This window comes from Leptospira kemamanensis (assembly GCF_004769665.1).
Classification (GTDB): Bacteria; Spirochaetota; Leptospiria; order Leptospirales; family Leptospiraceae; genus Leptospira_A; species Leptospira_A kemamanensis.
In genome coordinates this window covers 249,565-274,861 of sequence record NZ_RQGG01000032.1, presented here as the reverse complement: position 1 = coordinate 274,861, position 25,297 = coordinate 249,565, and the positions used below count along the sequence as shown (strand labels likewise).

The 25,297-nt window shown below is 39.0% G+C and carries 25 protein-coding genes; 10 read left to right on the top strand and 15 right to left on the bottom strand.

Going from position 1 to position 25,297, the window contains the following annotated elements; all coding sequences use genetic code 11:
* Positions 1–39: 39 nt before the first annotated feature.
* The 3 genes from EHQ59_RS11420 to EHQ59_RS11410 are packed head-to-tail and all read left to right on the top strand — an operon-like array spanning position 40 to position 2,621.
* Positions 40–582: an SRPBCC family protein gene (locus tag EHQ59_RS11420; protein WP_135619774.1), complete on the top strand. Its 543-nt coding sequence runs from the start codon at positions 40–42 to the stop codon at positions 580–582.
* Between the two features lie 15 nt (positions 583–597).
* Positions 598–1,758, top strand: coding sequence for a glycoside hydrolase family protein (locus EHQ59_RS11415; RefSeq protein ID WP_135619773.1), 1,161 nt, complete (start codon positions 598–600; stop codon positions 1,756–1,758).
* Complete coding sequence (locus tag EHQ59_RS11410; RefSeq protein WP_135619772.1) at positions 1,755–2,621, top strand: pirin family protein; 867 nt, start codon at positions 1,755–1,757, stop codon at positions 2,619–2,621. Before EHQ59_RS11415 ends, EHQ59_RS11410 begins: the two co-directional genes overlap by 4 nt.
* Before the next feature lie 4 nt (positions 2,622–2,625).
* Here the strand turns inward: EHQ59_RS11410 and EHQ59_RS11405 are convergent, their stop codons facing one another.
* Genes EHQ59_RS11405 through EHQ59_RS11390 form a run of 4 tightly spaced genes read right to left on the bottom strand, consistent with a single transcriptional unit; the run spans position 2,626 to position 5,454 of the window.
* Positions 2,626–2,928, bottom strand: a complete 303-nt coding sequence (locus tag EHQ59_RS11405; RefSeq protein ID WP_244245500.1) for an LIC_10421 family protein — start codon at positions 2,926–2,928, stop codon at positions 2,626–2,628.
* A gap of 42 nt (positions 2,929–2,970) precedes the next feature.
* Positions 2,971–3,999 carry a mannose-6-phosphate isomerase, class I gene (manA, locus tag EHQ59_RS11400; RefSeq protein WP_135619771.1) on the bottom strand — a complete coding sequence of 343 codons (1,029 nt, stop codon included), beginning with the start codon at positions 3,997–3,999 and terminating at the stop codon, positions 2,971–2,973.
* An 11-nt stretch (positions 4,000–4,010) separates the two neighbouring features.
* On the bottom strand, positions 4,011–4,706 hold the full coding sequence (locus tag EHQ59_RS11395) for a DnaJ domain-containing protein (protein WP_135619770.1): 696 nt from the start codon (positions 4,704–4,706) through the stop codon (positions 4,011–4,013).
* A 28-nt stretch (positions 4,707–4,734) separates the two neighbouring features.
* Positions 4,735–5,454: an LIC_12936 family protein gene (locus EHQ59_RS11390; protein WP_135619769.1), complete on the bottom strand. Its 720-nt coding sequence runs from the start codon at positions 5,452–5,454 to the stop codon at positions 4,735–4,737.
* A 120-nt stretch (positions 5,455–5,574) separates the two neighbouring features.
* Between EHQ59_RS11390 and EHQ59_RS11385 the strand changes: the two genes are divergently transcribed.
* On the top strand, positions 5,575–5,919 hold the full coding sequence (locus EHQ59_RS11385) for an STAS domain-containing protein (protein WP_135619768.1): 345 nt from the start codon (positions 5,575–5,577) through the stop codon (positions 5,917–5,919).
* On the opposite strand, the gene EHQ59_RS11380 is transcribed toward EHQ59_RS11385, so the two are convergent.
* Positions 5,920–6,489, bottom strand: a complete 570-nt coding sequence (locus EHQ59_RS11380; protein ID WP_244245499.1) for an LIC10729 family protein — start codon at positions 6,487–6,489, stop codon at positions 5,920–5,922.
* Positions 6,490–6,525: 36 nt separating this feature from the next.
* On the opposite strand from EHQ59_RS11380, the gene EHQ59_RS11375 reads away from it, so the two are divergent.
* The gene (locus EHQ59_RS11375; protein WP_135619766.1) at positions 6,526–7,455 is read left to right on the top strand and encodes a bifunctional riboflavin kinase/FAD synthetase; all 930 of its coding nucleotides are present in this window, start codon (positions 6,526–6,528) and stop codon (positions 7,453–7,455) included.
* Between the two features lie 41 nt (positions 7,456–7,496).
* On the opposite strand, the gene EHQ59_RS11370 is transcribed toward EHQ59_RS11375, so the two are convergent.
* The 6 genes from EHQ59_RS11370 to EHQ59_RS11345 all read right to left on the bottom strand — a co-directional run bounded on the left by EHQ59_RS11370 (position 7,497) and on the right by EHQ59_RS11345 (position 14,189).
* Positions 7,497–8,336, bottom strand: a complete 840-nt coding sequence (locus EHQ59_RS11370) for a hypothetical protein (RefSeq protein ID WP_135619765.1) — start codon at positions 8,334–8,336, stop codon at positions 7,497–7,499.
* Between the two features lie 8 nt (positions 8,337–8,344).
* A complete protein-coding gene (gene rodA / locus EHQ59_RS11365; protein WP_135619764.1) occupies positions 8,345–9,859 on the bottom strand; it encodes a rod shape-determining protein RodA in 1,515 nt (504 codons plus the stop codon).
* On the bottom strand, positions 9,859–11,796 hold the full coding sequence (gene mrdA, locus EHQ59_RS11360; RefSeq protein WP_135619763.1) for a penicillin-binding protein 2: 1,938 nt from the start codon (positions 11,794–11,796) through the stop codon (positions 9,859–9,861). The genes rodA and mrdA overlap by 1 nt, the downstream gene beginning before the upstream one ends.
* Complete coding sequence (mreD, locus tag EHQ59_RS11355) at positions 11,793–12,308, bottom strand: rod shape-determining protein MreD (protein WP_135619762.1); 516 nt, start codon at positions 12,306–12,308, stop codon at positions 11,793–11,795. Before mreD ends, mrdA begins: the two co-directional genes overlap by 4 nt.
* The gene (mreC, locus tag EHQ59_RS11350; RefSeq protein WP_135619761.1) at positions 12,305–13,483 is read right to left on the bottom strand and encodes a rod shape-determining protein MreC; all 1,179 of its coding nucleotides are present in this window, start codon (positions 13,481–13,483) and stop codon (positions 12,305–12,307) included. The genes mreD and mreC overlap by 4 nt, the downstream gene beginning before the upstream one ends.
* Before the next feature lie 70 nt (positions 13,484–13,553).
* Positions 13,554–14,189: a hypothetical protein gene (locus tag EHQ59_RS11345; protein WP_135619760.1), complete on the bottom strand. Its 636-nt coding sequence runs from the start codon at positions 14,187–14,189 to the stop codon at positions 13,554–13,556.
* 238 nt (positions 14,190–14,427) lie between these two features.
* On the opposite strand from EHQ59_RS11345, the gene EHQ59_RS11340 reads away from it, so the two are divergent.
* The gene (locus tag EHQ59_RS11340) at positions 14,428–14,910 is read left to right on the top strand and encodes a hypothetical protein (protein ID WP_135619759.1); all 483 of its coding nucleotides are present in this window, start codon (positions 14,428–14,430) and stop codon (positions 14,908–14,910) included.
* A gap of 603 nt (positions 14,911–15,513) precedes the next feature.
* Entirely contained in the window at positions 15,514–15,705 is a 192-nt protein-coding gene (locus EHQ59_RS18000; RefSeq protein ID WP_135620015.1) for a lipocalin family protein, read from the top strand.
* A 258-nt stretch (positions 15,706–15,963) separates the two neighbouring features.
* Here EHQ59_RS18000 and EHQ59_RS11330 read toward each other — a convergent pair whose 3' ends face one another.
* Positions 15,964–17,151, bottom strand: coding sequence for a GAF domain-containing sensor histidine kinase (locus EHQ59_RS11330; RefSeq protein WP_135619758.1), 1,188 nt, complete (start codon positions 17,149–17,151; stop codon positions 15,964–15,966).
* A 393-nt stretch (positions 17,152–17,544) separates the two neighbouring features.
* On the opposite strand from EHQ59_RS11330, the gene EHQ59_RS11325 reads away from it, so the two are divergent.
* The 3 genes from EHQ59_RS11325 (at position 17,545) to EHQ59_RS11315 (ending at position 22,899) form a co-directional block, all read left to right on the top strand.
* Positions 17,545–19,755, top strand: a complete 2,211-nt coding sequence (locus EHQ59_RS11325) for a PAS domain S-box protein (protein ID WP_135619757.1) — start codon at positions 17,545–17,547, stop codon at positions 19,753–19,755.
* A gap of 704 nt (positions 19,756–20,459) precedes the next feature.
* Positions 20,460–21,047: a hypothetical protein gene (locus tag EHQ59_RS11320; RefSeq protein ID WP_135619756.1), complete on the top strand. Its 588-nt coding sequence runs from the start codon at positions 20,460–20,462 to the stop codon at positions 21,045–21,047.
* A gap of 637 nt (positions 21,048–21,684) precedes the next feature.
* Entirely contained in the window at positions 21,685–22,899 is a 1,215-nt protein-coding gene (locus EHQ59_RS11315; protein WP_135619755.1) for a hypothetical protein, read from the top strand.
* Between the two features lie 142 nt (positions 22,900–23,041).
* Here EHQ59_RS11315 and EHQ59_RS11310 read toward each other — a convergent pair whose 3' ends face one another.
* The 3 genes from EHQ59_RS11310 to EHQ59_RS11300 are packed head-to-tail and all read right to left on the bottom strand — an operon-like array spanning position 23,042 to position 25,286.
* A complete protein-coding gene (locus EHQ59_RS11310; protein WP_135619754.1) occupies positions 23,042–23,854 on the bottom strand; it encodes a hypothetical protein in 813 nt (270 codons plus the stop codon).
* A 32-nt stretch (positions 23,855–23,886) separates the two neighbouring features.
* Positions 23,887–24,477 (bottom strand): LOG family protein, encoded by a 591-nt coding sequence (locus tag EHQ59_RS11305; protein WP_135619753.1) that lies wholly within the window; start codon positions 24,475–24,477, stop codon positions 23,887–23,889.
* 14 nt (positions 24,478–24,491) lie between these two features.
* The gene (locus tag EHQ59_RS11300) at positions 24,492–25,286 is read right to left on the bottom strand and encodes a DUF4846 domain-containing protein (RefSeq protein WP_279638181.1); all 795 of its coding nucleotides are present in this window, start codon (positions 25,284–25,286) and stop codon (positions 24,492–24,494) included.
* Between the last annotated feature and the right edge of the window lie 11 nt (positions 25,287–25,297).

The following is a 25,297-nucleotide window of genomic DNA, read 5'->3' as shown; positions in this document are numbered from 1 at the left end:
AATTGACGAACCAATGTTTTTGATTCAAATTTACGAGTTATGAATCTAGGCAGAAAGATCGCAATTGGAATCATCGGGATCATCGCGATCCCACTTGTGTTGGCAATATTTTTACCCTCTAGCTACCAAGTGGAACGTTCCATTGACATAGGAAAACCAGCAAACGAAGTGTTTGCTTTCATCCGACTTTTGAAAAACCAAGACCAGTACAGCGTCTGGGCAAAACGAGATCCCGAAATGAAAAAAATCTTCCAAGGGGAAGACGGAACCGTTGGTTTTGTTTCTCGTTGGGAAAGCCAAGTGAAAGATGTTGGTGTAGGCGAACAAGAGATCAAAATGATCAACACGGATGCTTTGGAGATGCAAACCGAACTTCGGTTTTTCGAACCATTTGAAGGAACAGAAAGAAGTTATATGAAAGTGTCTTCTTTAGATCCTAAAAAAGCAAAGGTCATTTGGGGATTTGATGGTTCCATGCCGTATCCATTTAATTTGATGTTACTTTTTATGAATTTTGAAGAGATGATTGGAAATGATTTTGAAGAAGGTCTTTCCAATTTGAAATCAGTATTGGAAAAATAAGGAAATTTATTTCATTTGAACAAACAGAATATCTATTGGCAACTTTATCAAGATGATCCTATACTCAAACCTGGATTCCCTTCTCCGATCTTAGCGGATCCTAGTTTTTTATTTCCTGAGACTTGCCCAGACGGCCTTTGGCATTTATTTGCGCACAACATCTTTGGTGTGTTAGAGTACACTTCCGAAGATGGAATCCAATGGAAAAAAAAGAAGTCTATCGTTCGGAATGCGATGCGACCTTTTATCTACCAAGAAGATGGAACCTATTATTTGTATTATGAAAAATACAAATTTTTACATGTGCTCATGTCTTGGTTTCCTTACCGAAAATGGAAATCTAGAATTGAAGTGATGACGAGTAAAGACCTCGTTCGTTGGTCAAAACCTAAAACTGTCATTATCCCCAAATTTCCCTTTCATAAAGATCCAAATTTTGGTGAATCGGTTAGTAATCCATGCCTTGTTAAATTTGGAGATAAGTACAGAATGTACTTTTCTTCTTCCCTTGTGATAGTTCCCGATTGCGGATTTTGTGAACCAAAGTACATTACAGTGGCAGAAGCAAGTTCTCCTCTAGGACCATTTTCTTATTTTTCAGATCCCATTCTTTCTCCTAGTGATATGGATCCATTTTGTAATTTAGGCGCGGGATCAATCAAAGTGATTCCATGGAAAGGAAGATACTTAGGATTTCAAAATGGAATTTTTTGGAACCCAGTGCGTAAGGAATCTTGTTCGGCGATTTTATTTTTGCAAAGTGAAGATGGAATCCATTTTGAACGGATCAACCAAACACCGATTCTTGGACCAACGGGCCGAGGTTGGAAGGCAAGCCATGTCTATGCTTGTGATGTGAAGTATTCCGAAGCCGAAAATATTTTTATCCTCTACTTCAATGCAAGAGACAAAGCTCATTGGACAAAAGGGAAAGAAGCGATTGGTCTTTTTGTTGGTAAAGTAGAAGAAACCAAAGGGAATTCTAAATCTGAATCGAAGGCAAACTCCAAATCGAAGTTAGGTTCACAATCAAATCGGAAATTTGGTTCAAAGTCCCAAAAGAAATCCAAAACGAAACCCAATACAAGTTCCAAATCTAAGGTGACAACAAAGTCAAAAGATTCTGCAAAAAAGATTCCATCAAAACCAAAACCAAAGAAGTCTAAATCCAAATGACAAAATCACTGATTGGACATTCCAAAGACCTTGGCGACAATTTCATCATCCGTAGGGTATTACCTGCGTTAGAAAAACGTTCTGTTGGTCCGTTTGTCTTCTTTGATCATTTTGGACCTGTTCCTGTTGTGACAGGGGAAGAACTTGTTGTACGGGCCCATCCCCATATTGGCCTTGCTACCATCACTTTTTTATATGATGGAGTGATCACACATAGAGATAGTTTGGAAGTGGAGATGGACATTCGTCCAAACGAAACCAATTGGATGGTTGCTGGCAATGGAATCGTACACAGTGAACGTTCGAAATTTGATCCCAAATACGAGGTGTTAGAAGGGATCCAAACGTGGATTGCCTTACCCAAAGAAAAGGAATCAATGGATCCTAGTTTCCAACATCTTTCGGAATCGGAGATTCCTGTATGGAAAGAAAATGGGGTCACATTGCGTTTATTAGGTGGGAAGTTTTTAGGATTAGAATCCAAAGCAGTAGTACATTTCCCTCTATTTTATGCAGACATTGAAGTGAATCGGGACGGAAATACCGTATCCTGGCAACTTTCCCTGGAAGAGGAAGCAGGTCTCTATGTGTCGCGAGGTGCTATTGAATCAAATGGAGAATCTTATACCGTAGGTTCTATGATCTTATTCGAAAAAGGATCTAAGGTAACATTCACTGCGAAACAAAACAGTCGTTTGATGTTACTCGGAGGGGAACCTCTCAAAGAGAAACGTCATTTGTATTGGAACTTTGTTGCAACAAGCCAAGAATTGATCGATGTCGCAAAAGAAAGATGGGCAAAAGATGAGTTCCCAAAAGTTCCAAAAGAAACGGATCGGATTCCTTTACCCAACTCAAATTAAATTTTTATTTTAAAGCATCCGCAGCTTTTTTGTATTCTTCTGCCTCTGCTCTAAATTCTTTTGCAAGATTCAAATTGTGTTCTTTGAATTTTGCAGCGGAAACGACTTTTCCACCTTGATTGATGGCCATTCTCTCGTGACGTTTTGCGTTTTCTTCTTTTTCTTTTGCCATCGCATTCAAATACGTGCGCGCCGCTTGCTTACTTTCTGGAGTATTTGCTTCTTTTATCATCAAATTCTCAAGTTCAGACAAAGCAAACAACGAAGTTGATGCTAACACAAGTAAAATGGAAATTATTTTTTTCATAGAATCCTCTCTATATCTCATTATATAGATTTTTAAGAGAAGTCAATAGTGGAATGATTGATATTTTACCATATCGGTTCCAGCGGACATAAATGCTAACTTTGTCCCTGGTGCTGCGTAGGCGTTTACGGTTTCAGCAAAGCCTGTTGCAGTGACAAAAAATGTTTCTCCTGTTCCCACGTTTCTTTGTAACTCAGGAAAATAAATGGATCCAGAAACGGTAAAAAAGATTCCAAAACAGTTTGGTTCACATAACGAAGTCAATGTAAAATTTTGAGCTTGGTCAAACTCCCAGGATTCTAATCTAAATTTATCATTGGATGTAAAAAGATAACGAGGGAATGGGTGATAACCAATGAGTTGTTTTTCTAATTTTTCTTCCCCTTTTGATTTTTCAAAATTCAAAACAGAAAGTGCTTTTTCTAAATGTAATTGCCTTGGTTTGCCATCATCTCCAATCCTTCCGTAATCGTACACTCGGTACGTGGAGTCGGAGGATTGTTGTACTTCCAAAAGAACGACACCACCACCAATGGCATGAATGGTTCCTGGATTTAAAAGAAAAACATCTCCCACTTTGACAGGCCATCTTTTTAAAACAGATTCACCTAGGTTTTGTTTTACGAGAGATTCGTATTCGTTTCGGTTTGTGTGAATGTCAAAACCTACTACCAGTTCTGCACCAGGATCGGCGGACAAAACGTACCAACATTCTTTTTTCCCTTTGGACTGAGGATCATGCTTGTTCGCATAATCATCGTTAGGGTGAACTTGGACAGATAGTTTTTCTTTGGCATCGATAACTTTGACAAGTAGGGGTAAACCAACATTGGCAAAGGATTTTCCAAGCACTTCGTTTGGTGCTTTTTGGATGAGTTCTGTGAGAGGTAGGTTTAAAAACTCTGGATTTTGGATGGGAGAGATGTCGTTTCCATAAACAGAAACTTCCCAGGACTCACCAATGGGTCCTTCGGGGATGGAACGTCCAAATTCGGATTCCAGTTTCCTGCCACCCCAGATTTTTTCTTTGTAAATCGGGGAAACAAATACAATTTTTGGAATCCTCTCCATTGGTTTCCGTTTTAGACAGCGGTCTTTGTCCGTAAAGGGATATTTTTATGAACGAGTAACTTCACTCGAAGGAATTTTTTCTTAAAATGGGTAAATGAATCCGGTCGGAATTTAGAGAGATCAAATTCAAACACCTTCGAAGGGACAAGGGAGGAAACAGGAAACTCCACATTTAACTTACGGTAACCTTTATAACTTCCTCGGCCACTACAAGCGGGACAATGGGGGTCACTGCCCATGCAGTCGCGACAAACAATCCGCACGGTAAGAGGGATTACGGCAATCACGGGTCGCATGGTTTCCGATTCTTTTAGATCGATCACCAAATCATAATCAATGCCCGTGACCTTCCTACGATCTTTATTGCGAAATCCTTTTCTCATAAGACCCTTTTTGGCAAGGTCAATGATCCCTGTGGTAAATCGGACACGAGAGACGGGCAATACGATGGGGTGTTCTTCGAGTTTTCGTTTTAAAAAGGCTTTCGCATAATTTCTTTTAAACTCTTCATCATACTGTTTTCTCGAAACACCCGTGAGAATTTGGTAAGCATAATGGATGGATTGAAACTTAGCGTAGGATCCTGTAACAGGAATGTCGGGATGATAATGTTTGGCTAGCCGACGGAAAGAAGTTTTAATTTCTTCCGTCGTGGCACCAAAGGGAATTTCTAATACTTCGTAAAGGTTCGTGTTTTGCGGTGGCATTGTGTTACCAAATCCCACCTAATACCGATTAAGGTTCTTCGAAATCTCCACTCACAGAGACTTCCAAAACAGATTCAGAAACCATTTTTGCTTCTAATTTGCCTTTTGCTTGGATGTAACGGTCAATGGTTCTTGCCACTTCACGAAGTCTGTCCCGGTAAGCAGTTGCCAAACGAATTCTTTCCCAAGGGCTTTGGATTTTTTCCAATTCGTAGGTAAGGGTATTGTCATCGGCATTGGTGACTGTGCGAACAGAAAGTACAAGTCCTTTCACTCCACCAGCAGTGCTGTTTTTGAGTTCACGATATGTGGTGACAGGGTCTTTTCCTTTATCCGTAAGTGACTTACGTGACCAAAAGGAAAGTTCATCCAGTGAAAAACCACCACCTTCAGCACCACCGCCACCTTTCAGTTTCATCACAAAACGACTGTGCATGACATATCTTGGCTCGTAAGGAAGGTGAATCTCCCGTGCGTTTGTGACTTGTCCATAACGACTGTCTTTGATTTTTTTCTCAAAACTAAGGAATTTCACCTTTTCGTTGATCATGGCGTGGTAATCATCCACTTCCTTGCCAATTCGTTCTATTTTCTGCTGTTGTTTTGCATTATAGGGAATGAGTGCGATGCTTCCATCGGGATTCAATCTATGGGCATCTGCTTGGCTCACAGGTTCATTTTTTTCATCCGCGGCAAAAAGACCAACGGTGAAGAAGAAGGTAAAAATTAAGACAAACGAGGTACGCATACGAACTCCCTAGATAGTAGACTCTATATCTATTTTCGACTTTTGAAATGAAATCATTAATTTGTTAAAAATAAGGTTGAATAAAAAACGTAAAAACAGGAGCCTTGCGGTAGGTCTCCCATGGAAATAAATCTGAAAAAGAATGCAGACGCCTTTGTGATCAGCATTTCTGGAAGTTTGGACATTTACACTTCCTTGGATTTTAAAAACTTCCTCGAAACCAATATCCCAAACCAACCGTCCGCCAATCTGCACGTCATCATCAATTTAGAAAAACTCAACTACATTGACTCTTCTGGAATTGGAATGCTCATCAAACAGCTGAATTATGTCCAGGAATTGCAAGGAAAGTTCTCCATTGCCAATATGAAACCAGCCATTGAGAAGGTATTTAAGGTAGCAGGGCTTACGAGTTACTTCCAAACCATTGGCGAAGACGAATACCGCGAAAAATACGCGGTATAATCACTCAGTTTCATCCAAACGATTCTCCACCACAAACGCATCCCAAATCCCCCAAAAACGTCCGACAGAGTTTTGACTGGGGACTACCTCCACATGGATTTTGCCATCGGGGTATTCGGATGGTTCCAGAGGGATTTCCACAGGATTCTGAAACCCATGTGTCCTTTCCGTGAGAATCGACCGTTTTGGTTTCCCGTTCACGAAGATTTGTAATTTTCTTGGTTTGAACTTCGAACCTTTCAGTGGTCTGTATTTGGTTAAATCCAAATAGAGGTAAACAGTAGATTTTGTATGACCTGATTTTTCGAGTAAAAAGCGAAGTCCCGATTCTGGCACCATACGACAGATGGAATCTTGTAAACCCAAATGTGGCGCATCGGGTTCCAACTCATACGACTGGTAAATCGCCCAGGTTTTGAGTTCGGGAAACGTGGAGATGTCTTCTGGAAGCAAACCTTCTTCCAAACCAAATTCTTGTTTGGGAATTTTGGAATCATCGGCGAAGAGTGCACCAAGCGTTGATAAAAAGATTGCCGTAATGAGAAGGGTTCGTAGTTTCAATGGTAACACCTATTCCAAGTATCGGATTACGAGACAAGTCCCCCTTTGAAAATTATTCGTTCTTTAGAATCGATCCAAAATGAATTCCAAAATGGTTCCTCACTGACTTTGGGGAATTTTGACGGAATCCATGTCGGCCACCAAACACTTTTGTTACGGACTGTGGAAAAAGCAAAAGAACTGGGGATCCCTTCGGTGGTTGTCACGTATTATCCAAACCCGTCTGTAGTGCTCGGGAAAAAACCCAATTTTAAATACCTCTCTTCCGAATCAGAAAAAGAAGAACTCATTCGTGGGTTTGGAATTGATTATCTCATCGTTTTAGATTTTACTCTTACACTTTCCAAAATGACTGCTGAAGACTTTTTGGAACAAATCATGATGAACACCTTACATGCAAGACACATCGTGATTGGTTATAACCATTTTTTTGGTGCTGAGAGGAGGGGGGATTTTACCTTACTCGACAATAATAAAACTAAATATGGTTATACGGTGGAACTGCGAGAAGCAGTCTTAAAAAAAGACAGTAAAATTTCTTCCTCACTCATCCGAGGGTTTCTCGACAAAGGAGAAATGGAAGAAGCAAAAATTTTACTCGGACGAAATTATCATATCTCCGGAACTGTGGTGGAAGGTGCCAAACGTGGCCGAACCATTGGGTTTCCTACTGCTAATTTGCAAATACCAAATGATAAACTTCTTCCATCAGTGGGAGTGTATGCTTGTTTTGTGAAGATTGATGGAAAAGACCACAAAGGAATGGTAAACATCGGTTTTAATCCCACCTTTGATGGGTTAGGTTTGCATGTGGAAGTAAACATCTTCGATTTTGACGAAAATTGTTACGGCAAAGAAATTGAATTGGAGATGGTGAAAAAAATCCGAGAAGAACAAAAGTTCGATGGAATCGAATCTTTAAAAAACCAACTCAATCGAGACAAAGAAACAAGTTTGCGAGTTTTGCAGTTATAAGTTGAATTGGTCGCTTCGATAAACTCAGCGACCTTTGGATGTTAAAGTTTGATGATGTGGTACAATTTGCCTTTGCGTTTGATTTTGCCGAGGATGGAATTGTGATTGGATTCTTTTTCTAAGATGGCATCGAGAGAGGTTTTGGAAATGGCCCAGTCTTCTTTTAATTCATCAAAATAAAAACCACATTCCTTTTTCTCTCCATTTTTCATGAGGATGACATGTTTGTTTTTGGATTCCCCATCTTCCATAAGGACAAATCCAGGACCAGGAAACATCGGAATCAATTTGTCTTTGATTTTGATTTGTTTTTTGAAAGCCGGTATGTTCCGAAGGATGCGGTATGGTTTTTTCGGCAAAAGGAAATGTACACCTTCTAACACATAACAGATAAAAACATGTTTTCCTGGGGACGGTTTGATTGGATTTGTTTTTATCAAATTGGATGCGTTCTTCACTCTTTCGGTGAAGGATAAACTTATGCTTTTTTGATTGGAATCCGTTTCGCTTTGTTTTTGATTCACCAATCGCTTAGCAATTTTAGCGATTCGATTTTTTAGTGCCGAATTTAAAAATTCAATTTTATCTTCTGATTTGATTTTCTCTAAGATATGGTAAAGGGAATCAAATTCTCTTTGTTTGTATTCGTTTTTGATTTTAAATTTGAGGATTTCGGATTGGAGACGTTTGCTGCGTTGTAAAAAATAAGGAGACTCGTTTGTTTCCGAACATGTGATGAGTTTTTCTGATAAACTCACCAACTTGGTAATTTGTTCGTTCACTTGCCGATCCAAACTTTCTAAATGGATGAGTTCTTCTTCCAACTTGACTTTGGTTTGGAAGAACTCATCTGCATCCAGAATTTTTTTGGTGGGTTTCATTTGGGATCTTAGTTCGCAAACTTACGTTTTTTAATCGATAAAATGATTCCAACAGCTGTCATTGCCATCACCAAGTGTGATCCCCCATAACTCATAAATGTGAGTGGAACACCTGTTACTGGGAGAAGTCCAATTACGATCCCTACATTGATGGCGATATGGAAAAAGATCATGGCTACAATCCCCGCGGCGAGTAACGATCCAAAACGATCCTTACTTTCAAAACTTATTTGTAACCCACGAAGTGGAATGGACATAAGGAAGAATAATAACAAAATACTTCCAAAAAAACCTGTTTGTTCTGCCCAAGAAGCAAAGATAAAGTCTGTTCCCGATTCGGGAACATGAGGAATACGACCTTCCGTCATCTCTCCATGAAAAAATCCTTTTCCAAATACTTTTCCAGAACCCACGGCAGGTTTGGACGCGCGAAGTTGGTAACCAGCACCTTGTTTGAATTGGTCTGGGTTGAGAAAGGCAGTGAGACGAATGACTTGGTTTTCTCGGAATGGAATGGATTTGTGAACTGCAATGGCAGATAAAACAGAAAGTCCAAGGATACCGATGGTGATGTAATAATTTCTGAGATGGCGTGAACCACGAGCAATTCGAATGAAAATCATCACAAGACTGATGAGGGCAAGCGTTCCACCGAGTCCAAACATAAAGGCTTCGTTGGATAAAATTTTATATCCAATACTTGCATATTCATCTTTGACGATTTCTGCTGCTTCACGAATCATCTGTAAGTTTTTTGGATTTTCAATTCCAGGAAGAGTGAGTCCTGAAACTTTTTTCCCATCCAAGATGAGCCAAATTTTTCCTTGGAGTTGGTTCACGAGGGAAACAAGTTCTGTTTTGTTGTCTTTGCGAAGTAAATCAATGAGAGGTTGGATGAGTGTGAGTTGAGAGTAAGCCAAATACATGGGAACCATCAATGAGATCCCACCAAAGGTAAGTAACGATCCTACGTGTAAGATATCGGCACCACCTAAGTACAACATGGTAAATAACATTGGCAAAAAGGATACCGCAGTTCCAAAGTCTGGTTGTAAGATGATGAATAACATGGGCACCAAACAAATAATAAATGGAACGATCAAAACCGTAATTTTGTGCATTTCCTTTTCTTTCATCACAAGATACTGACCAAGTAAAATCACCGTTGCCAATTTTGAAAATTCAGAAGCTTGGAGAGTGATCGGACCAAGTTTTAACCAAGACCTAGCACCGCGACCGGAAGGAAGGTAACCAATACCCGGGATCAGTGTTAAAATCAAAAGGAAAATCGAAAATAGATAAATGAAGACTGCATAAGAACCAATCAATTGGTAATTGATCCTCGACATAAACCACATCGCAATGAGCCCAACAAACACAAAAGAGAACTGTTTGTACCAACGACCAAGTGCATCTGCCGAGTTTGCTTCTTGTGTGTATAACGTGAGAACACCGGCCATTGCCACGAGCACAACGGAGAAAATTAAAAAATAATCGAGTTTTTCTGTATTACGATCAGCCATTAAAATGCCTCTTGTTCAACGGGTGCTTCTTCTTCCATGGTTTTAGCACGAGATCTATCGGTTCTTGGGAAGGATCCTGGTGGGAAAGCTGCTTTGAATACTTCCCTTGCCGCAGGCGCTGCTGATGCTGCACCACCTACTCCATATTCTACGAAAGCGGCAACTAATATCTGTTTTTCGACAGGTGCATTCACTGGTGCATATCCAATGAACCAAGCGTGGTTAGAGGAAGATGCACCTCTACGTCTTGTTTGTGCAGTCCCCGTTTTACCAGCAATCTCAGGTAAAGTTGGTGAATTGAGAACACCGGAAGCAGTTCCTGAATACCCAACCAAATACAATCCTTCTTTCAAAGCTTCCACAGTGGATTTTTTAAGTGGAATATCACGTAAGATGGTTGGTTCTGTTTTTTGGATGAGGGAGTTGTCAAGTGGACTTCTGATTTCAGACACAACATACGGTTTGTAAATTTTTCCGTTGTTCACGACTGCCATATAAAACAAAGCCATCTCAATCGGTGTTACTGAAATAAATCCTTGTCCGATGGATAAGTTAACCGTATCACCATCAAACCATTTGTTTCCGTAAGTTCTTTTTTTCCAATCAGAGCTTGGGATAAAACCAGTGGCTTCTCCAGGTAAATCAATTCCTGTTTTTTTATCTAAACCAAATAACCTTGAATAGGCGAGAATGGGTTCGGCACCAAGTTTGTAACCAAGTTGGTAAAAGTAAACGGAGTTTGATTTTTCAAGTGCTTGTGCTAAATTGAGTTCCCCATGGTTCTTTTTATCCCAGTTATAAAACACTTGGTCAGGGACACCTTTGAAGGTTGACTTCAAAGTAAAACTTGCAGGACAAGAAAAGGTTTGTTTGGGATCATAATTGATTTTGTGTTCACTTTCCATAGCGGCAAGACCCACTAAGGTTTTGAACGTAGATGCCGGTGGAAACCTGGACTGGATGGCTAAATTTAAAAACCCACCATTGTTTGTGACTCGAGTGAAGTGATTGGAACGTTCGAGTTTATTTTTCCCAGATAAAATATTGGGATCATAAGAAGGATTGGAAGCCATTGCCAGTACTTCGCCTGTGGTGGCTTTGATCGCAAGGACAGTTCCCCTAACACCTTTTAGGGCCTTATAAGCAGCAATTTGCATGTCTCTGTCGATCGTGAGGATTAAGTTATTTCCAGGGACAGAGTGTTCGATCACACGTTCTTCTTCGATGTTTCCTTCTGTGTTTCGTTTTTGGATGCGAAACCCGTCTTGGCCACGGAGAGTTGTGTCGTAAAGGGATTCAATTCCCCCTTTTCCAATCAATTGGTAGGTTTTGATTTCTTTTTCTTGTAAGTCACTTGTGGTTGGTTTTCCCACATAACCCGTCACATGCGAAAGAGCTGGTCCCATATGGTACACACGTGCAGGTGAAGACACAAGATAAACATAACGATTGATATTGTCTAAAACTAAAATTCTTTCTTGTTGTTCCCTGGAAATCCCTTCGAGTAATACAAAAGGTTCCCTGGAACGGATTTTTTTAATCAAACGAGATTCTTGTAATTCTTTTTCGTAATAAACGATCGGAATCGAAAGAGCTTCACAAAATTTATAAATGAACTCTTTTACTTTTTTGGCATCATTTTTCAGTAAACTTGTATTGAGGATCACATCTAAAGAGGCGGAATTGGAAACAAGGGGTTGGCTTGTTTCGGGTGTTAAAAAGTTACGATCAAAGATATTGCCACGGTCTGCAGGAATCGATTCACTTCTACGGACAAATCGTTCGGCTTTGAGAGAGTTTTCACTCCCTTGTACGATCTGTAAGTTGAATAATTGTAATATATACGCAGTTAACGTAAATACAATCATCCCTGTAAAAAAATACAATCGTTTCCGAAAACTTGCTTCTAAACGAAACTCAGATGCCGACTGGCTCATTGCCGCACCTCATCTCCATCCAAACGGTATGCCCACGAAAATAAAAAGAATAACGCTGGCCCAAGAAATGCATTATAAAGCGAAACATATAAAAAGGAATAACTATGGTTCGAATGAAAGAACATTAGGAAAAGTAAATACGTAATGAGTCTTGATACCAAGGTAAGCCCCAAAATATAAATCGTAATCGAGATATAGTTTTCAGTATAAGAACTGCGAAGTCCTTTTCCAACGATGTAACCAACAATGGCATAGGAAAAAGAATGTAGGCCAATCTTGTAATACACAATATTGTCTCCACCAATTTCTCCACCGAGTGCGGTATCGGTGAGTAGACCACCAAAGAATCCAAGCCAAAGTCCATACATCGGTCCTTTGCGCAGGGCAAAAAACACAACGAAGATGACCATAAAATCAGGACGTACTGCATTTCCTAATTCAAACACATTGGATCCATTTAAAAAATGAGCGAGTAACATCCCGATGATGATGAATACTTTATCTAATATCATGGGTTCACCTCCTTAGGTCCTTCGTTGGTTTGAGGAGAAGGGGGCGGAGGTGGTGTAGACTCCTGTGGAGAAGAAGGAATTGGATTTGCATTGGTACGATTTGTACTCGGAGTACCAAAACCTTGAGTTCCTTGTTTTTTCTCTTTCTCTTTTTTGTTATAATCTTTTTCTTTTGGAAAATCGATTTCACCAAAGTATGGCCCTTCAATTTGGATTGTTTTTTCGGCAGGCCACTCTTCACGCCATTTCTCTGGAAGTTTTTTTAAGACAATTACATGTAATAGGTTATCAAATTCAACAAACGGACGTAAGATGGCTGTTTTAAAGGAACCATTTCTTGGTCCTTCTTCGATGATGGTTCCTACTGGAATGCCTGGAGGGAAAACTCCAGATCCACCCGAACTAAACACGGCCTTTCCTATTTTACTAAACCCTTCCGTAAACATGGTGTTCGCTGATGTTGGTGGAGGATTCGGCCCCATTGGGAAATTGCCAATGGCTTTTGGATCAATCACAATTCCTGAATCAATATAGTCTAACAAAACATCTGTTCCACGGCCACTGTTTCCATTGAGAGAAGCCCATAAATTGGTTCCAGGGATGGAGACACCCATAGAAAAGTTGGAATTGATGATGGGTTGGATGACGGCAGAACCTTTGGAAACAGCGATGATTTTACCAACAAGTGCTTCTGTGAATTTCCCTTTTTCGTCTAACGCGCGCGCTACGACTGGCATATAAGGTTTGATTCCTGATTCGGAACCTTTGTTGATGATGATGGTGCGGTAAATGGCGTTCAAACGAACACTTAAGACTTCTGCACGAACCGACGGATATTCGGATCTAAGTGGGAAGTTTAACTCTTGGCGGAGGATTGCATTTTCTGCTTTGAGGCGTTCTACGTCTTTGGAAAGTTGGCGGTATTCTTCCATCACGTTCAAACAAGAATCACGCTCTTCTCTTACCCGTTCGAAAGACTCGAGTTTGTTATAACTACTTTTGATGAGGGATCCAAAGGAATCAAAGGACCCAGAAAAAAAGTCGCCTACGCCCTGAAAGCTGGCAATCCCTCTTACCATGAAGTTGCCGTTCCAAATTAGGGAAGTAAAGGAAAACAGGAATACGAAAAGTAGGGAAAACAATTCGTCATTTTGATTGATGCGATTCCACTTCATGGACTTATGTCACATTAATTTTCGTGGAAAGAATATTTCAAGCGAGAATCGAAATTGGTCCGTTTTTCATTCAAGAGGTTCCTCGTCTCTCGAGGGGGCGGAAAAAGAAGGTGTTCGCCGTCTCCATTTCCACACTGCCGTGGATGGATTGGAAACCTTTTGGCTCTCTGAATACGGTGATCTTGGTTAGGTTCGGCGCTCCCGTGTTTCGTTTGATTGGACTGAACCTAATTCTGACTTCAGCGAGTCCTGGGTCGACCACTTGGGCCAAATAGGAATCTTTTCCCCAATGTACGAGGACAAACTCACGGATCCCAAAGACGGGTGTTTTCTCTCGAGCGGTTCCCAAAAATTTGGCCACGAGGGATAAGAAGGTGCGTTCTTCCTCACGGTCGAGTTCTGACACAAATTGTAAGAGGTGGGCTCGTAAGTATTCTTTGGCATGGTTGTGAGCGAGGAGTACGCGGTGGCGTCTGTCCAATTGGTTGTAAAAGGTTTGCAGGAGGGAACGTTCTGTTTGGTTGCAACCAGCTTTGAAGGCAAGTCGATCGAGTCGCTTCCTGTGCATTTGGATGAGCTCATACCGATGGGTGAAGTAGGCACTCAACCGAAAGGCAAAGTAAAAAAATAGGATGAGTCCCAAAAGTTGCAGGAGGACGAGTTCAGGATTTCCCTTCCAGATCCAAACTGGTTTTTCTGGAAACATTGATTGTTAGACGAAAGGGAATCCCGTTTGCACCAGGTGACTTGATTCTTGGATTGAATCTTCCATGTTTGATTGGGGGCATACTGCTCAATGGTTCTGTTAATCCAACCTGATTGTGTTGAACCTGTCGAACTAAATACTGCGATGCAAAAACAGAGCCTGTCTCGAAAATTGGCATAGGGATGAACTGTCAAAAAAAGTATTTTGCAAAAATAGTTTCTGGAAACGAAATTTAAAAATGAACCAACAAATGTTTTCTTACAAAAACTCACGATCGCTGACGCTTTATTTCGTGACCATTGTTACATTGGCGTTGTCCATTTTTGTGGTTTATATGATTTTCAATGACTTAGATGCATTTTTTGAAGAATACAGTTCTAGAGTTTCCGGGATATTTTGGTTAACATTCATGCTTCTAGCTGGAAATATTATGTTTGCTTGTATGATTTGGCTGAGCGGGCGTTATATTTTAAAAATAGAAATAGCAGATGAAAATCATATTTTGATTACGACATGGTCGATGTTAGGTTTTCATAAAACCGAAAAACATCCTGCCGAAATACTAAAAACCGAAACATTCTACAAAGGTGTATCCAATCATTTCAATGCCCCGGTTGTCGTTGCTCCTTATTCGATTCTGAAAACAGCAACAGGTAAAAAATTGATTTTAGACGAGCAAGGGTTTTTCGAATTGAAAACAAGACAAACTAAAACAAAATAAAAGATTATATAATTTGTAAGTTCACTGAATCGAAAATGAAACAACTCAATCAAATAGACATTTTAACCATTTTTGTAATTACGCTTTTTGCTGTGTACCAAGGAGAGGTAACAGTATTCTATATTGTTTATTTATTTTGGTTTCAGGAATGGATTCGTACGGTAGTAGATTTTTTGTATTTGTTTTGGAAGAAAAATTCAATGGGGGAAAAGTTTGCTTTTATAAAGCAATCATTTGGTAGTTTTTTTATTTTATATGTTTATGTGGTCTTCATTCTGACTCTGTTTGGACTCATGCTCAATTGGGGTGACAGTAGATTGTTAGGAAATAATCTAAGGGTTTTTCTGTTTAAGAATTGGTATTTCAATATCAATATCATTTTGTTTGGTGCAGAATACATTTATTTTCGAATGAAATCCAATCACACAAATTTGACATTACCACTTTTCAGTAGAAGGCATATTATATTGCATATCTCAATTATCTTGGGCGCATTGATCCAGTTATCCATTCTTCCCCGATTGAACATTCGGGACAGCCAGTGGATTTCGACATTGATCATCGTTCCGTTTCTACTCCTAAAAATTTTTCTCGGTAGGAGCAATCAAAATTGTTGAACTTGATAAAATCAATTACAGTTATGCCCTTGTCTGTGGTCCCGACAGATCTTATCTCTGCATCATGGCAAGGACTCCCAAGATTTCGAAAAAAATCACCGAGAGCCTTATGGCTAAGGCTTCCTCTCTTGGTTTTGATACTTCTAAACTGATTTTTGTAGAGCATTCCAGAAAGTAAGAAATTTTCCCTGCGCCATTGACGCTGAGTTTATCGAAGTGTCGATTGCAGCGGAAATCCCTTCCTGATGCAATGCATCTTCGCATACAGTTTGATTGGAATGATTGGAGCGGAAAGCGCGGTCACTTAGACAATCTGAGATTTATCGGCTAATCTATGTGAGGCGCCCAAAGGAATCTAAATCGTTAGCGAAACAAAGTCCCTTGTAAAGAAGATGGAATTGGATTGGAAAAAAGCATCCCACTTTTCCCGAATGCTTTAAGAATTGATCATAGGAAGCTGGATGATAAATTCACATCCTTTTCCCACTTCCGAATGGATTGAAAATTTTCCCTTCAATTCATCCACAAGTAATTTCACAAAATGGATTCCAAATCCATTTCCAACTTCACCTGCTGTTCCTAGGGTAGAATGCAATTTGTCTGATAATACTTCGCTCATTTGATCTTGTGTCATTCCAATTCCAAAGTCTTTGATTCGTATGACTATTGTTTTGTTTTCGGATTGCAAGAGTTCAAAATGGATTTGTATCTCACTTTTCATTGGCGAAAACTTAATAGAATTCGAAACTAGGTTTCCAATGATTTGAAGGAATTTATTTTTCGGAATTTTGATTTTGTGTAAATTGGGATTTATGTTCAAGTTGAAAGTGATTTGTTTCGAATGTGCTTGGGATTGGAACAAACTTAATAATTGTTCGGCAAATTCTTTGATCGTAATATCATTGTTAAATGCACCTTCCGCTGTAAATTCACTCATTAGATCATTGACCAAATGTAGCACAGAATCACTGCTTTCTTTCATGAGTTTCAAATTGGAAAAATACTCTGCCATATCCAAATCATCTTCTTGTTCGAGTATGATCTCAGCCAATCCCGAGATACCACCGATGGGGCCTCGGATATCATGTGCTAACATTTTATAATGTTTCCATAATTTTAGATTTTTTTCCGTCATTTGCTGCATGTTGTTTTTGAGTTTGATCCGTTCTGTCACTTCTTTTGCGATGATTTCTAAAAGTTTGATTTTGTCCGAAGAAATTTCATTTTCTTTTGTATCGATCACACAGAGGGAACCTATATTGTGTCCCCTTAAATGAATGGGAATTCCGTAATAGTATTTTAAGTAAGGACTTTGGGTGACAAAGTCTTTCTCTTTGAACCTTAGATCTGACTTTAAATCTTTCACTTCTAGGTGTGCATTGTTTAAGATGGTAAATTGGCAAACCGTTTCTTCTCTTGGAGTAATTGTAGAGGGAAATCCAAAATCACCAATGGTCCACTGGTGTAGTGCATCAATCAAATTGATATGGGAAATCGGTGTTCCTGTGATCCTTGCCGCGAGTTCCGCAAGTCCATTAAATTCCTCTTTTAAGGAAACATAATCTAAATTTAATTCGGCTAATTGGAGTAAACGTGGGATTTCATTTTCGGAAATGGTTTGCATAGATTGTATCCTAATTGGTTCACGATTCTGAATGCGATTCGATGAAATGGATTCGGTTCCTGTGCGATCACTGCAAAGAATCCTGGAAATAATTGATTGAATTTTGCAATTTAGTTTTCATTTGGATTTGACATTTCAATGTTTTCATCGAATTTACTGAGTGAATCAAATCACCCAAGTATTTTTTGTTTCCAAATACTTGGACCTTTCTCTCTTACTTGCTTTTCCCATCTGAAACTCCTTTTTCGTTTTGGTTCATTGGCAAAATTCAGGTAGCAGGACTTGTATTTTTATCGGAAACGGGAAAGCGATTCTCAAAGAGTAAACTATGGCTGTTTTTTTAGTCAAATTGATTTACGTTTTTAGAGCAAACGATCCTAAAAGGACATAAAGATGGATATAAAATCGATCATTGAAAAAGCCGTGGATGATTCCATAACTGCCATTGCGATTTCAGATCCGCTAGGGAAGATCGTTTTTGTGAATCAAGCATTTCTACAAGTTTTAGATTATCCATCGAAAGAAGGAGTGGTGGGAAGTTTTGTAAATGAATTTTGGATTCCTACTGATGGTCAAAAGAGTGTGATCGATGTGCTCTCAAAAACTGGTTCTTATTATGGGGAACTGGAAGTCGTTAAAAAAGATAAAACAAGATTGAATTGTGTCGCTCAATGTAGTGTATCGAAATCGATATCGAATGAGATTCAATATATAATTTATAGTTTTTTAGAAAGTTCAAATCGCACAAGTGTGTCCGATTCGATTCGTGAAACAGAAAATTATTATTCGCAGATACTGGATTCCATTTCTGATTTTGTTTTCTGTAAAGATTCAAATTTCAAAATGACCTATGTCAATAAGGCCTGCGCAGATTACCTTGGAGTCAAAAAATCAGATCTCATTGGCAGTTATGATATTCCAGAGAACAAACAAGAGTTTGTTGAAGAGTATCACAGAATCGATTCTTCCGTCTTCGAAGATGGCAAACAAATTACAATCGAAAAAGAGTCTCATTTAGGTAAAGATGGATTCGTTCGTTATTTTAATACCGTCAAAACACCGATCCGTGACCAACATGGAAAGATCAACGAACTTGTCGCCGTTGCCAGAGATATTACTGATTCTGAAGACATCTTAGGAAAATTAAAATTAATCACGGAGATTACATCTGATTATATTTATACGGCAAAAATCATTGAAGGTGAAATCATTGCTGATTGGAGCTCAGGCAATCTTTCAAAAATTGTAGGGTATACAATTGAAGAAATTGGAAATATTGGAGGATGGATCAAAATCATTCATCCAGATGACTTAGGCATTGTCGGAAATCGTGTTTCTGAAATTCTAAAAGGCCAAGTAGGTGTTTCGGAATACCGGGTTTTTGCAAAGAGTGGTCAAGTCGTTTGGATCAGGGATTATAGCAAACCATTGTATGACGAGTTTGGTAAACTTTCCAAATTGATCGGAGCGTCAAAAAATATTACGATTGAAAAGGAAGTGGAAACAAAACTCAAAGAAAGTAATGAACGATTCAAAGCATCTTTAGAAGCTTCTCTTGAATCCATATATTTTTTATCGGTAGTGAAAGACGATCATGGAACGATCATTGATTTTGCTTTTAATGAAATGAATGAAAAAGGAGCAATCAACTTAGGAGTTCCAAAAGAAGAGCTGATTGGAAAAAGAATTTGTGAATTGTATCCAATCAATTTAGAAAATGGATTTTTTGAGCAGTACAAACAAGTTTTTCTTACAAAACAACCACTTGAGCAGGAATATACAATTCCAGACGGTTACTACACACCAGGTTATTTCCACCACATCGTTTTGCCCACTACAGATGGGATTGTCATTTACAATCGTAACATATCTGACCGAGTCGCAAAAAATAAAGAATTGGAAACTCTTGTCCAAGTCACAAATAGACAGAATGAAAGGCTTAGAGAGTATACGTATATCACTTCCCATAACCTCCGTGCACCAATTGCTAATATTTTGAGTTTGTGTAATTTATTAAAGGACGATCCTGGTGACCAAGTTTTAGTCCAAATGATTGAATCTTCTGCACAACAATTGGATCACATGATGAAAAACTTAAATGAATTGCTTACCATTGAGAAGGATTCACAATCACTTATAAAAAGAGAAATCCATCTTCAAAAAGAAATTCAAAATCAATTATTGTTATATGTATCTGATAAATCGAATCAAACAAAAGTTGATGTCTTCATAGCGAACGATTTATTCCTATATACGATCCCAGTTTACTTTGAAAGTATCATTAATAATGTTTTATCCAATGCATTTAAATATATATCTAAAGAAAATATTGGGTCTATCCAAATTGAGGCGAAAGAATCCGAAGAGTTTATCATCCTTTCGATTACAGACAATGGAATTGGAATTGATTTAGAAAAATACCGAAGCAAAATGTTTAAAATGAATTCACGGTTCCACCCGAATATTGAAGGAAAGGGCATGGGTCTTTTTCTAACGAAGTACCAAATCGAATCGTTAGGTGGGAAAATTGAAGTCGAGAGTCAAGTGGATAAAGGAACGAATTTCCATCTCTACTTTCCAAAAACGCAAAGAATGAATGTTTAAATTCTGAAAAAAAAGTTTTGGTTCTATCAGGTTGCACATATGAAGTCTACAAATATGACAAACCCAGACAACTTAACTTCACAAATGACCATTTACAATTTATGATTTACATAGAGGATGGAAAGGAAGTAAGTAGAGGGATAATATGGCAACAAATAGAGAATAAATCCTATCAATGGAACCATATAACACAAAAATGAAAAGATTCAGCGTATCATCCATTCTTGTTTTTCTATTTTTTTCTAGTGCCTCATTTTTGGCGGAACCATTACAGTTGCGCTCTCCTTTTGAAGATCCAAACTTTGGATTTCATTTTTTCTGTGATCCAAACCGAGTGGAAACACCAGTTTATATAAAAGGAGATCGTTCCGGTGATTCAACGATAATCTGTAAAAGAAGTTTGGATATTTTTTCTAATGGGAAAGGATACAATCTGATTATCTACTCTGACACACATCAAAATGCCATAAACATACTGCTTGGGGAGATACAATGTAAAAAAGATATTTGTGTCCTTACTGAAAAAGAAAGGAATCGTAAGCATGACTTTTTTGATCCATACGTGAGAATGGTCTTCAGGATTTTGGATAAAGATCAACTTTTCCTCCTCTCATCGAATTTACGACAAACTGGTCATCCAGAGAATGACAATTATTGTCTTCCCTATGAAATGTCAGAAGATTTTTTCAATGAATTTGAAGAATATGTATTTATTAGATAAAATTATGAAAAGCGAAAGAAATTCATATATAAAAACCTGTTTTTCTTCTTCGATATTATTATTGATCGGAATTCTGGCGTATCCTTCCATTGCAATTGCCAAATCTAAATTGAAAGTTTCGAAAGAAGATATATCTTTTTCTGGACTTGCTTATTTTTGTCATTTGGATTCAGAGGAATACAAGACCATTCACTACGAAAAAGGTGGTGAAGTATCAGAAGATGCATTTGAGTGCAAAAAGAAAATTGACCCAGTAACAAAGGAAGTCTCTTTTCAATTGAAAATCTTTCCACCCCATATCGACACAACACTTAGAATTATCTTGGATAAAGTTGAATGTAGACAAAATATATGCACTTTGACCGAGGTACCAATTCATTACAAAAGGTTTCATCCACTTTACGTATTAAAATTTAGAAAAATAAATGAAAGACAATTTAAATTAATATCATCTAATATACGTTATATGAATCCAACATCAAATTCGAACGTTTGCGTTCCTTACCAAGAAGGCGAAGACTTTTTCAAGAAAGAGGTTGAATATCTATTTGAAATTAGATCGTTAGAGTAAGTGTCTATGGGTATTGATTAGAATCGTATCCCCCGCGCCAGCGATTGCAGCGGAAATCCTTTCCTTGTGCAATGCATCTGCGCATAAATTTTGATTGGAAAGATTGGAGCGGAAAGCGCGGTCACTTACACAATTAAATTTAAATCATCTAATGAGTGTGAGGCGCCAAAATCTTCCAAAACGAAGAGATCGAAAAATCAAATCAGAAATGTCTCTTATTTTGTACCATCCAATTCTTCGATTGCTTCTGTTTGGCGGGGATTTGTGAACAACAATCGTTGAACCAAGTTCAAAAACTTTCAAACGGTCAAAATGTTTTATAGGGTATTTCGGAACGATATGAGCGGAATTTTTGAAATTTTTTTACCACCCCTCCATTTTTCCATTGTAACACCTCTTAGGCTGATATGATCGGCATCATCAGAAAAACAAATATGAAAACGGAGATTTTAACATGAGGAGATTCGATCAAAAAACAGGGATTAGGTTCTTTGTAAAACTTACAAGTAGTTTACTCTTATTTTTTCTATTGAATTGCAATTTATTTACTCCAAAGTCAAAAGATGATGGTGTATTGAATCTATTATTCCTTTCGTTATTGTCTCAATCGAAGATAGAATTTCGGTTAGGCGAAAATTTGAATTCAAATGCTCTAATGCGGAATCCAAACTCTGGTATTGAATTGCCTGCCGAATTCAACAACCCCAGCTACGAACTCAAGTCGGTTCCGATTTCTGACTTTTCTATGGAAATAGCAGGGTTTTTAGTCTGGAAATCACCTGAGTTTGGTGGTGTTCCGTATGGACAAGAAACCACTTCCAATGCCGATAAAATTCTTTTGGACATGGGTGCGGAAGCCTATGGAAAAGATGTGAATTTTAAACTTCCTTTCCAATTTGGACAGTGGGATATCTTTCAATCCTTATATGGCGTCCAACCGAACGGCCAACCATTAAAAACATTTTCAATCGATCCAACTTGGAAGGATGGAAGTTATGATCGATTGGGTCTTGTTATCTTTGATTTCAAAATTGAGTATGATAGTAACTTTATTAGTTCACCTATGCAACGTTTGGTTCAGATGAGGATAAAGACTATCAGTTCATCTACTGGAGGTAACATCAATACATCAGAAGATTACTACCGTAATGCCATTGTTTCCAATGTCGATTTACCTTATTTAGGAAGTAACGAAACCATATTGAGTATGAAAACTCCTTGCCAAACACTTTATCCTGATGAGCCAAGGATTATCAGCATCCACCAAGCTGTGTTTTGTGGGATGAGTTTACAACCATTGTTACATGTAAATGCAGACACAGGTTCAGCGATCCCGAGCGCCTACAAAATATCCTCTTCTTATGTAAGGTTAAAGAATGGTGATATGGCACTTGGTGTTCCGCAAGGAACATGGGATACGAACCTCAATGAGTTGAATGGGCTTTCCGGAGATGCCGTTCCTCCTGGAAGTAATGTAGCAGGACTTCATGGAAACTTAATGCCTGAATATAGTTCCAATGCATGGACGAATGAAAGACTACTTGTATTAAAAATACCAGGCACTACGAATCGAAATAAAATGAAGATCGTCGTAGATAAAAACAATTCCTTGTTATTTCATTCTTCTAATGGAAATTCTATTTTTACTCCGATTACGTCACCGAAACTCGTCGCTGATTTTAAAGGTCCCGTCGTATCGTCCGATTATGAAATCGATGACAATTGGTCGGTGGTAAATGGCATCTTCCGAAGTGCTTGGCCAACCACAGCTTCCCATCCAAATCAGATCGATCCAACCAATGGAAAGGCATTTGGATACTTTCTACCGAAGATATCAATCGAAGTGGAATAAATCAGACAACGGGTGAAGTTCTCACCCTTCGGCTATGCAAAGTAATTTACACAGATTCCACCGAAGATGCCACCCTTGAATCCACCGAAGTGTGCCACACTGAGCTTGTCGAAGTGTGTCATCCTGAGTAAACCGAAGGGTGTCAGTCCGTTAAATCCACTTCTTCGAATGCCTCTGTTTGGTGGCGAAACATCCAAAGTTTGTCACGGGAATAAAAATTGATGAACCCATCCCGCATTTCAAATTGATAGATGCCACGGAGAAGTAAATTTTGTTCGTATTGTGTCTCGCTGGGTAGATCCATCACTAGGATACGGCGGGATGTGATGATGGCGGCCTTGTCATAGCGGTTGGCAAAACCACGCAGGGTTTCTTGTTCGAGGCTAATGGTTTCCCAGTGGTTCGTATAACTATTGTATAAGTAGAGTTTGCGATCACTGGCAACAAGGGATGCTTTATGGCCCATCGCCACTTGGTAACGTTCTTCCCCAAAAAAATGTCCCGATTCCCATTCGGTACTTGTATTACTCACACCTAATAAATTTTTTTGGGATACAATGATACAGTGGTCACCGTAACATTTGTTATATCGAATATGTTCCCCTCTTGTAGAATAAGAGACTTCTGTGCCATCAGATAAAAATGCCTTAAAAGATAAATGCCCTTCCACAAAGTTAATCGTAGTTTGGATATAAGGGTAAGCTGTTTTATCGGTTGGCAGATTGGAAAATACTGTGATATCTTGTTTGACGGGAACTGAAGGAACATGTAGGTCTGGATGCGGTCGTTTTGGTGGGCGGCTTCGGTTTTGGCCTACCGTGTCGATGTAGTAAATGTCTCCGTCAAATGAATCGGGATTGGCAAAAAGATTGGGCATGAGTCCTACCAAAAGGACAAACCCGAGAGTGATCGGTATCCATGGGAGAAACTGTTTTCTGTGTCGCTTGGAGAGCATTGACTTCTATGTTCCTTGCCAGTGAATTTGGATTAGATGGCATCTTCCGACAACCATTTCTCGGTCTTAGACGGAGAATAGTTTTGCAAATGGGAGAGAAGGTCTTCGGTTCTGTTTAGGACAAGAACAAGATCCAAATTTTCCTGTTTCAAAAATCCAGAGTTCACCATGGTCTTTAACATTTGGACAAGGGGGTCATAAAACCCATTCCAATTCAAAATGACAATGGGTTTGTTGTGAAGTCCGAGTTGTGACCATGTCACCACTTCAAAAAATTCCTCCATGGTTCCAAATCCTCCAGGTAAGACCACAAATGCATCGGAAAGATCAAACATGATGTGTTTCCTTTCGTGCATGGATTCAACTTGGATGAGTTCGGTGAGACCTAGGTGTTCAATTTCTTTTCGTTTCAAAAATGTGGGGATGACACCAATGACTTCGCCATTGTTCGCCAAACAACCGTTTGCTAATGCTCCCATCAGTCCAACACTCGCACCACCATACACAATACCTACGGAATGTGTGGCAAGAGTTTCTCCCAAACTGTAAGCTTCCTTGGCAAAAGAAGGATCCATTCCAGAGGAAGATCCACAGTAAATTGCGATTTTTTTAAATGGTGCCATCTGTTTCCCATGTTTCATTTTACAAATCCATAAAATTCTTTAGTTGGAAATTCCCATTCTGGTGTTTGGAAACGATCTGCTTTTGGGAGAACAAACCAAGGAGAGAACTCAGTCTCCGATTTCAGAATGTGCATTTCCTGGGAAGGCATATAACTTTGTGCCAGAAGGAATATGGTTTGTCCATCTTTTCCCATCGCTTTGTCCACAACCATCACGACATGCCCTGGAGATCCCGCTTCAATCCAAACATCACCTGGCTCCATTTGGTGGAGTTGTTTTTTTCTAAGTTCAGACTTTAGTGAGATCGTTCCCGCATAACTGTAAATAAATTGTAAGTATTCTTCGAAGACATCGCGGTTTGTTCCTTTTTTTCCGAATCCAACTTTCCAACTGGTTTTATTTCCCTTCACAACCACTCGGTCACCTCTCACAAATCGAGAGAAAGGAACTTCCATCCCATTGCTGATGGTGAATTGAATTTTCCCCCATTCCTTTTTTGCGTAAAAGTATTCGGCGCGAAGTTTCATCACTGCATCTGCACATTGAATGAGGTCTCGTTTCAATAGAGGAAAATCCAGAACGGCCACATGGACTTGGTTTTGTTTTTGATTTCCATTGTATAAAAGTACAGGACTTCCTTTTGGTTTTAAGGGAAAGTTTTGTAAGTAACTCGAAAAACTTTCTTTCGGATAGTTTGTGCGACTGTATCCGTTAGGTGGCGTAAAACGTTCCTGAATCGATTCGGGATCAATAGGAAAACTGAACAGAACAAACAGCGCCGATAAATAAAATCCTAATCTTGAACCCAATGAAAAACCAA

Bases quoted from the DNA above. Each gene is read 5' to 3' on its own strand.
- EHQ59_RS11420 (WP_135619774.1), top strand. From the start codon at position 40: ATGAATCTAGGCAGAAAGATCGCAATTGGAATCATCGGGATCATCGCG.
- EHQ59_RS11410 (WP_135619772.1), top strand. From the start codon at position 1,755: ATGACAAAATCACTGATTGGACATTCCAAAGACCTTGGCGACAATTTC.
- EHQ59_RS11405 (WP_244245500.1), bottom strand. From the start codon at position 2,928: ATGAAAAAAATAATTTCCATTTTACTTGTGTTAGCATCAACTTCGTTG.
- manA (WP_135619771.1), bottom strand. From the start codon at position 3,999: ATGGAGAGGATTCCAAAAATTGTATTTGTTTCCCCGATTTACAAAGAA.
- EHQ59_RS11395 (WP_135619770.1), bottom strand. From the start codon at position 4,706: ATGCCACCGCAAAACACGAACCTTTACGAAGTATTAGAAATTCCCTTT.
- EHQ59_RS11390 (WP_135619769.1), bottom strand. From the start codon at position 5,454: ATGCGTACCTCGTTTGTCTTAATTTTTACCTTCTTCTTCACCGTTGGT.
- EHQ59_RS11385 (WP_135619768.1), top strand. From the start codon at position 5,575: ATGGAAATAAATCTGAAAAAGAATGCAGACGCCTTTGTGATCAGCATT.
- EHQ59_RS11370 (WP_135619765.1), bottom strand. From the start codon at position 8,336: ATGAAACCCACCAAAAAAATTCTGGATGCAGATGAGTTCTTCCAAACC.
- rodA (WP_135619764.1), bottom strand. From the start codon at position 9,859: ATGGCTGATCGTAATACAGAAAAACTCGATTATTTTTTAATTTTCTCC.
- mrdA (WP_135619763.1), bottom strand. From the start codon at position 11,796: ATGAGCCAGTCGGCATCTGAGTTTCGTTTAGAAGCAAGTTTTCGGAAA.
- mreD (WP_135619762.1), bottom strand. From the start codon at position 12,308: ATGATATTAGATAAAGTATTCATCATCATCGGGATGTTACTCGCTCAT.
- mreC (WP_135619761.1), bottom strand. From the start codon at position 13,483: ATGAAGTGGAATCGCATCAATCAAAATGACGAATTGTTTTCCCTACTT.
- EHQ59_RS11345 (WP_135619760.1), bottom strand. From the start codon at position 14,189: ATGTTTCCAGAAAAACCAGTTTGGATCTGGAAGGGAAATCCTGAACTC.
- EHQ59_RS11340 (WP_135619759.1), top strand. From the start codon at position 14,428: ATGAACCAACAAATGTTTTCTTACAAAAACTCACGATCGCTGACGCTT.
- EHQ59_RS11330 (WP_135619758.1), bottom strand. From the start codon at position 17,151: ATGCAAACCATTTCCGAAAATGAAATCCCACGTTTACTCCAATTAGCC.
- EHQ59_RS11325 (WP_135619757.1), top strand. From the start codon at position 17,545: ATGGATATAAAATCGATCATTGAAAAAGCCGTGGATGATTCCATAACT.
- EHQ59_RS11320 (WP_135619756.1), top strand. From the start codon at position 20,460: ATGTATTTATTAGATAAAATTATGAAAAGCGAAAGAAATTCATATATA.
- EHQ59_RS11310 (WP_135619754.1), bottom strand. From the start codon at position 23,854: ATGCTCTCCAAGCGACACAGAAAACAGTTTCTCCCATGGATACCGATC.
- EHQ59_RS11305 (WP_135619753.1), bottom strand. From the start codon at position 24,477: ATGGCACCATTTAAAAAAATCGCAATTTACTGTGGATCTTCCTCTGGA.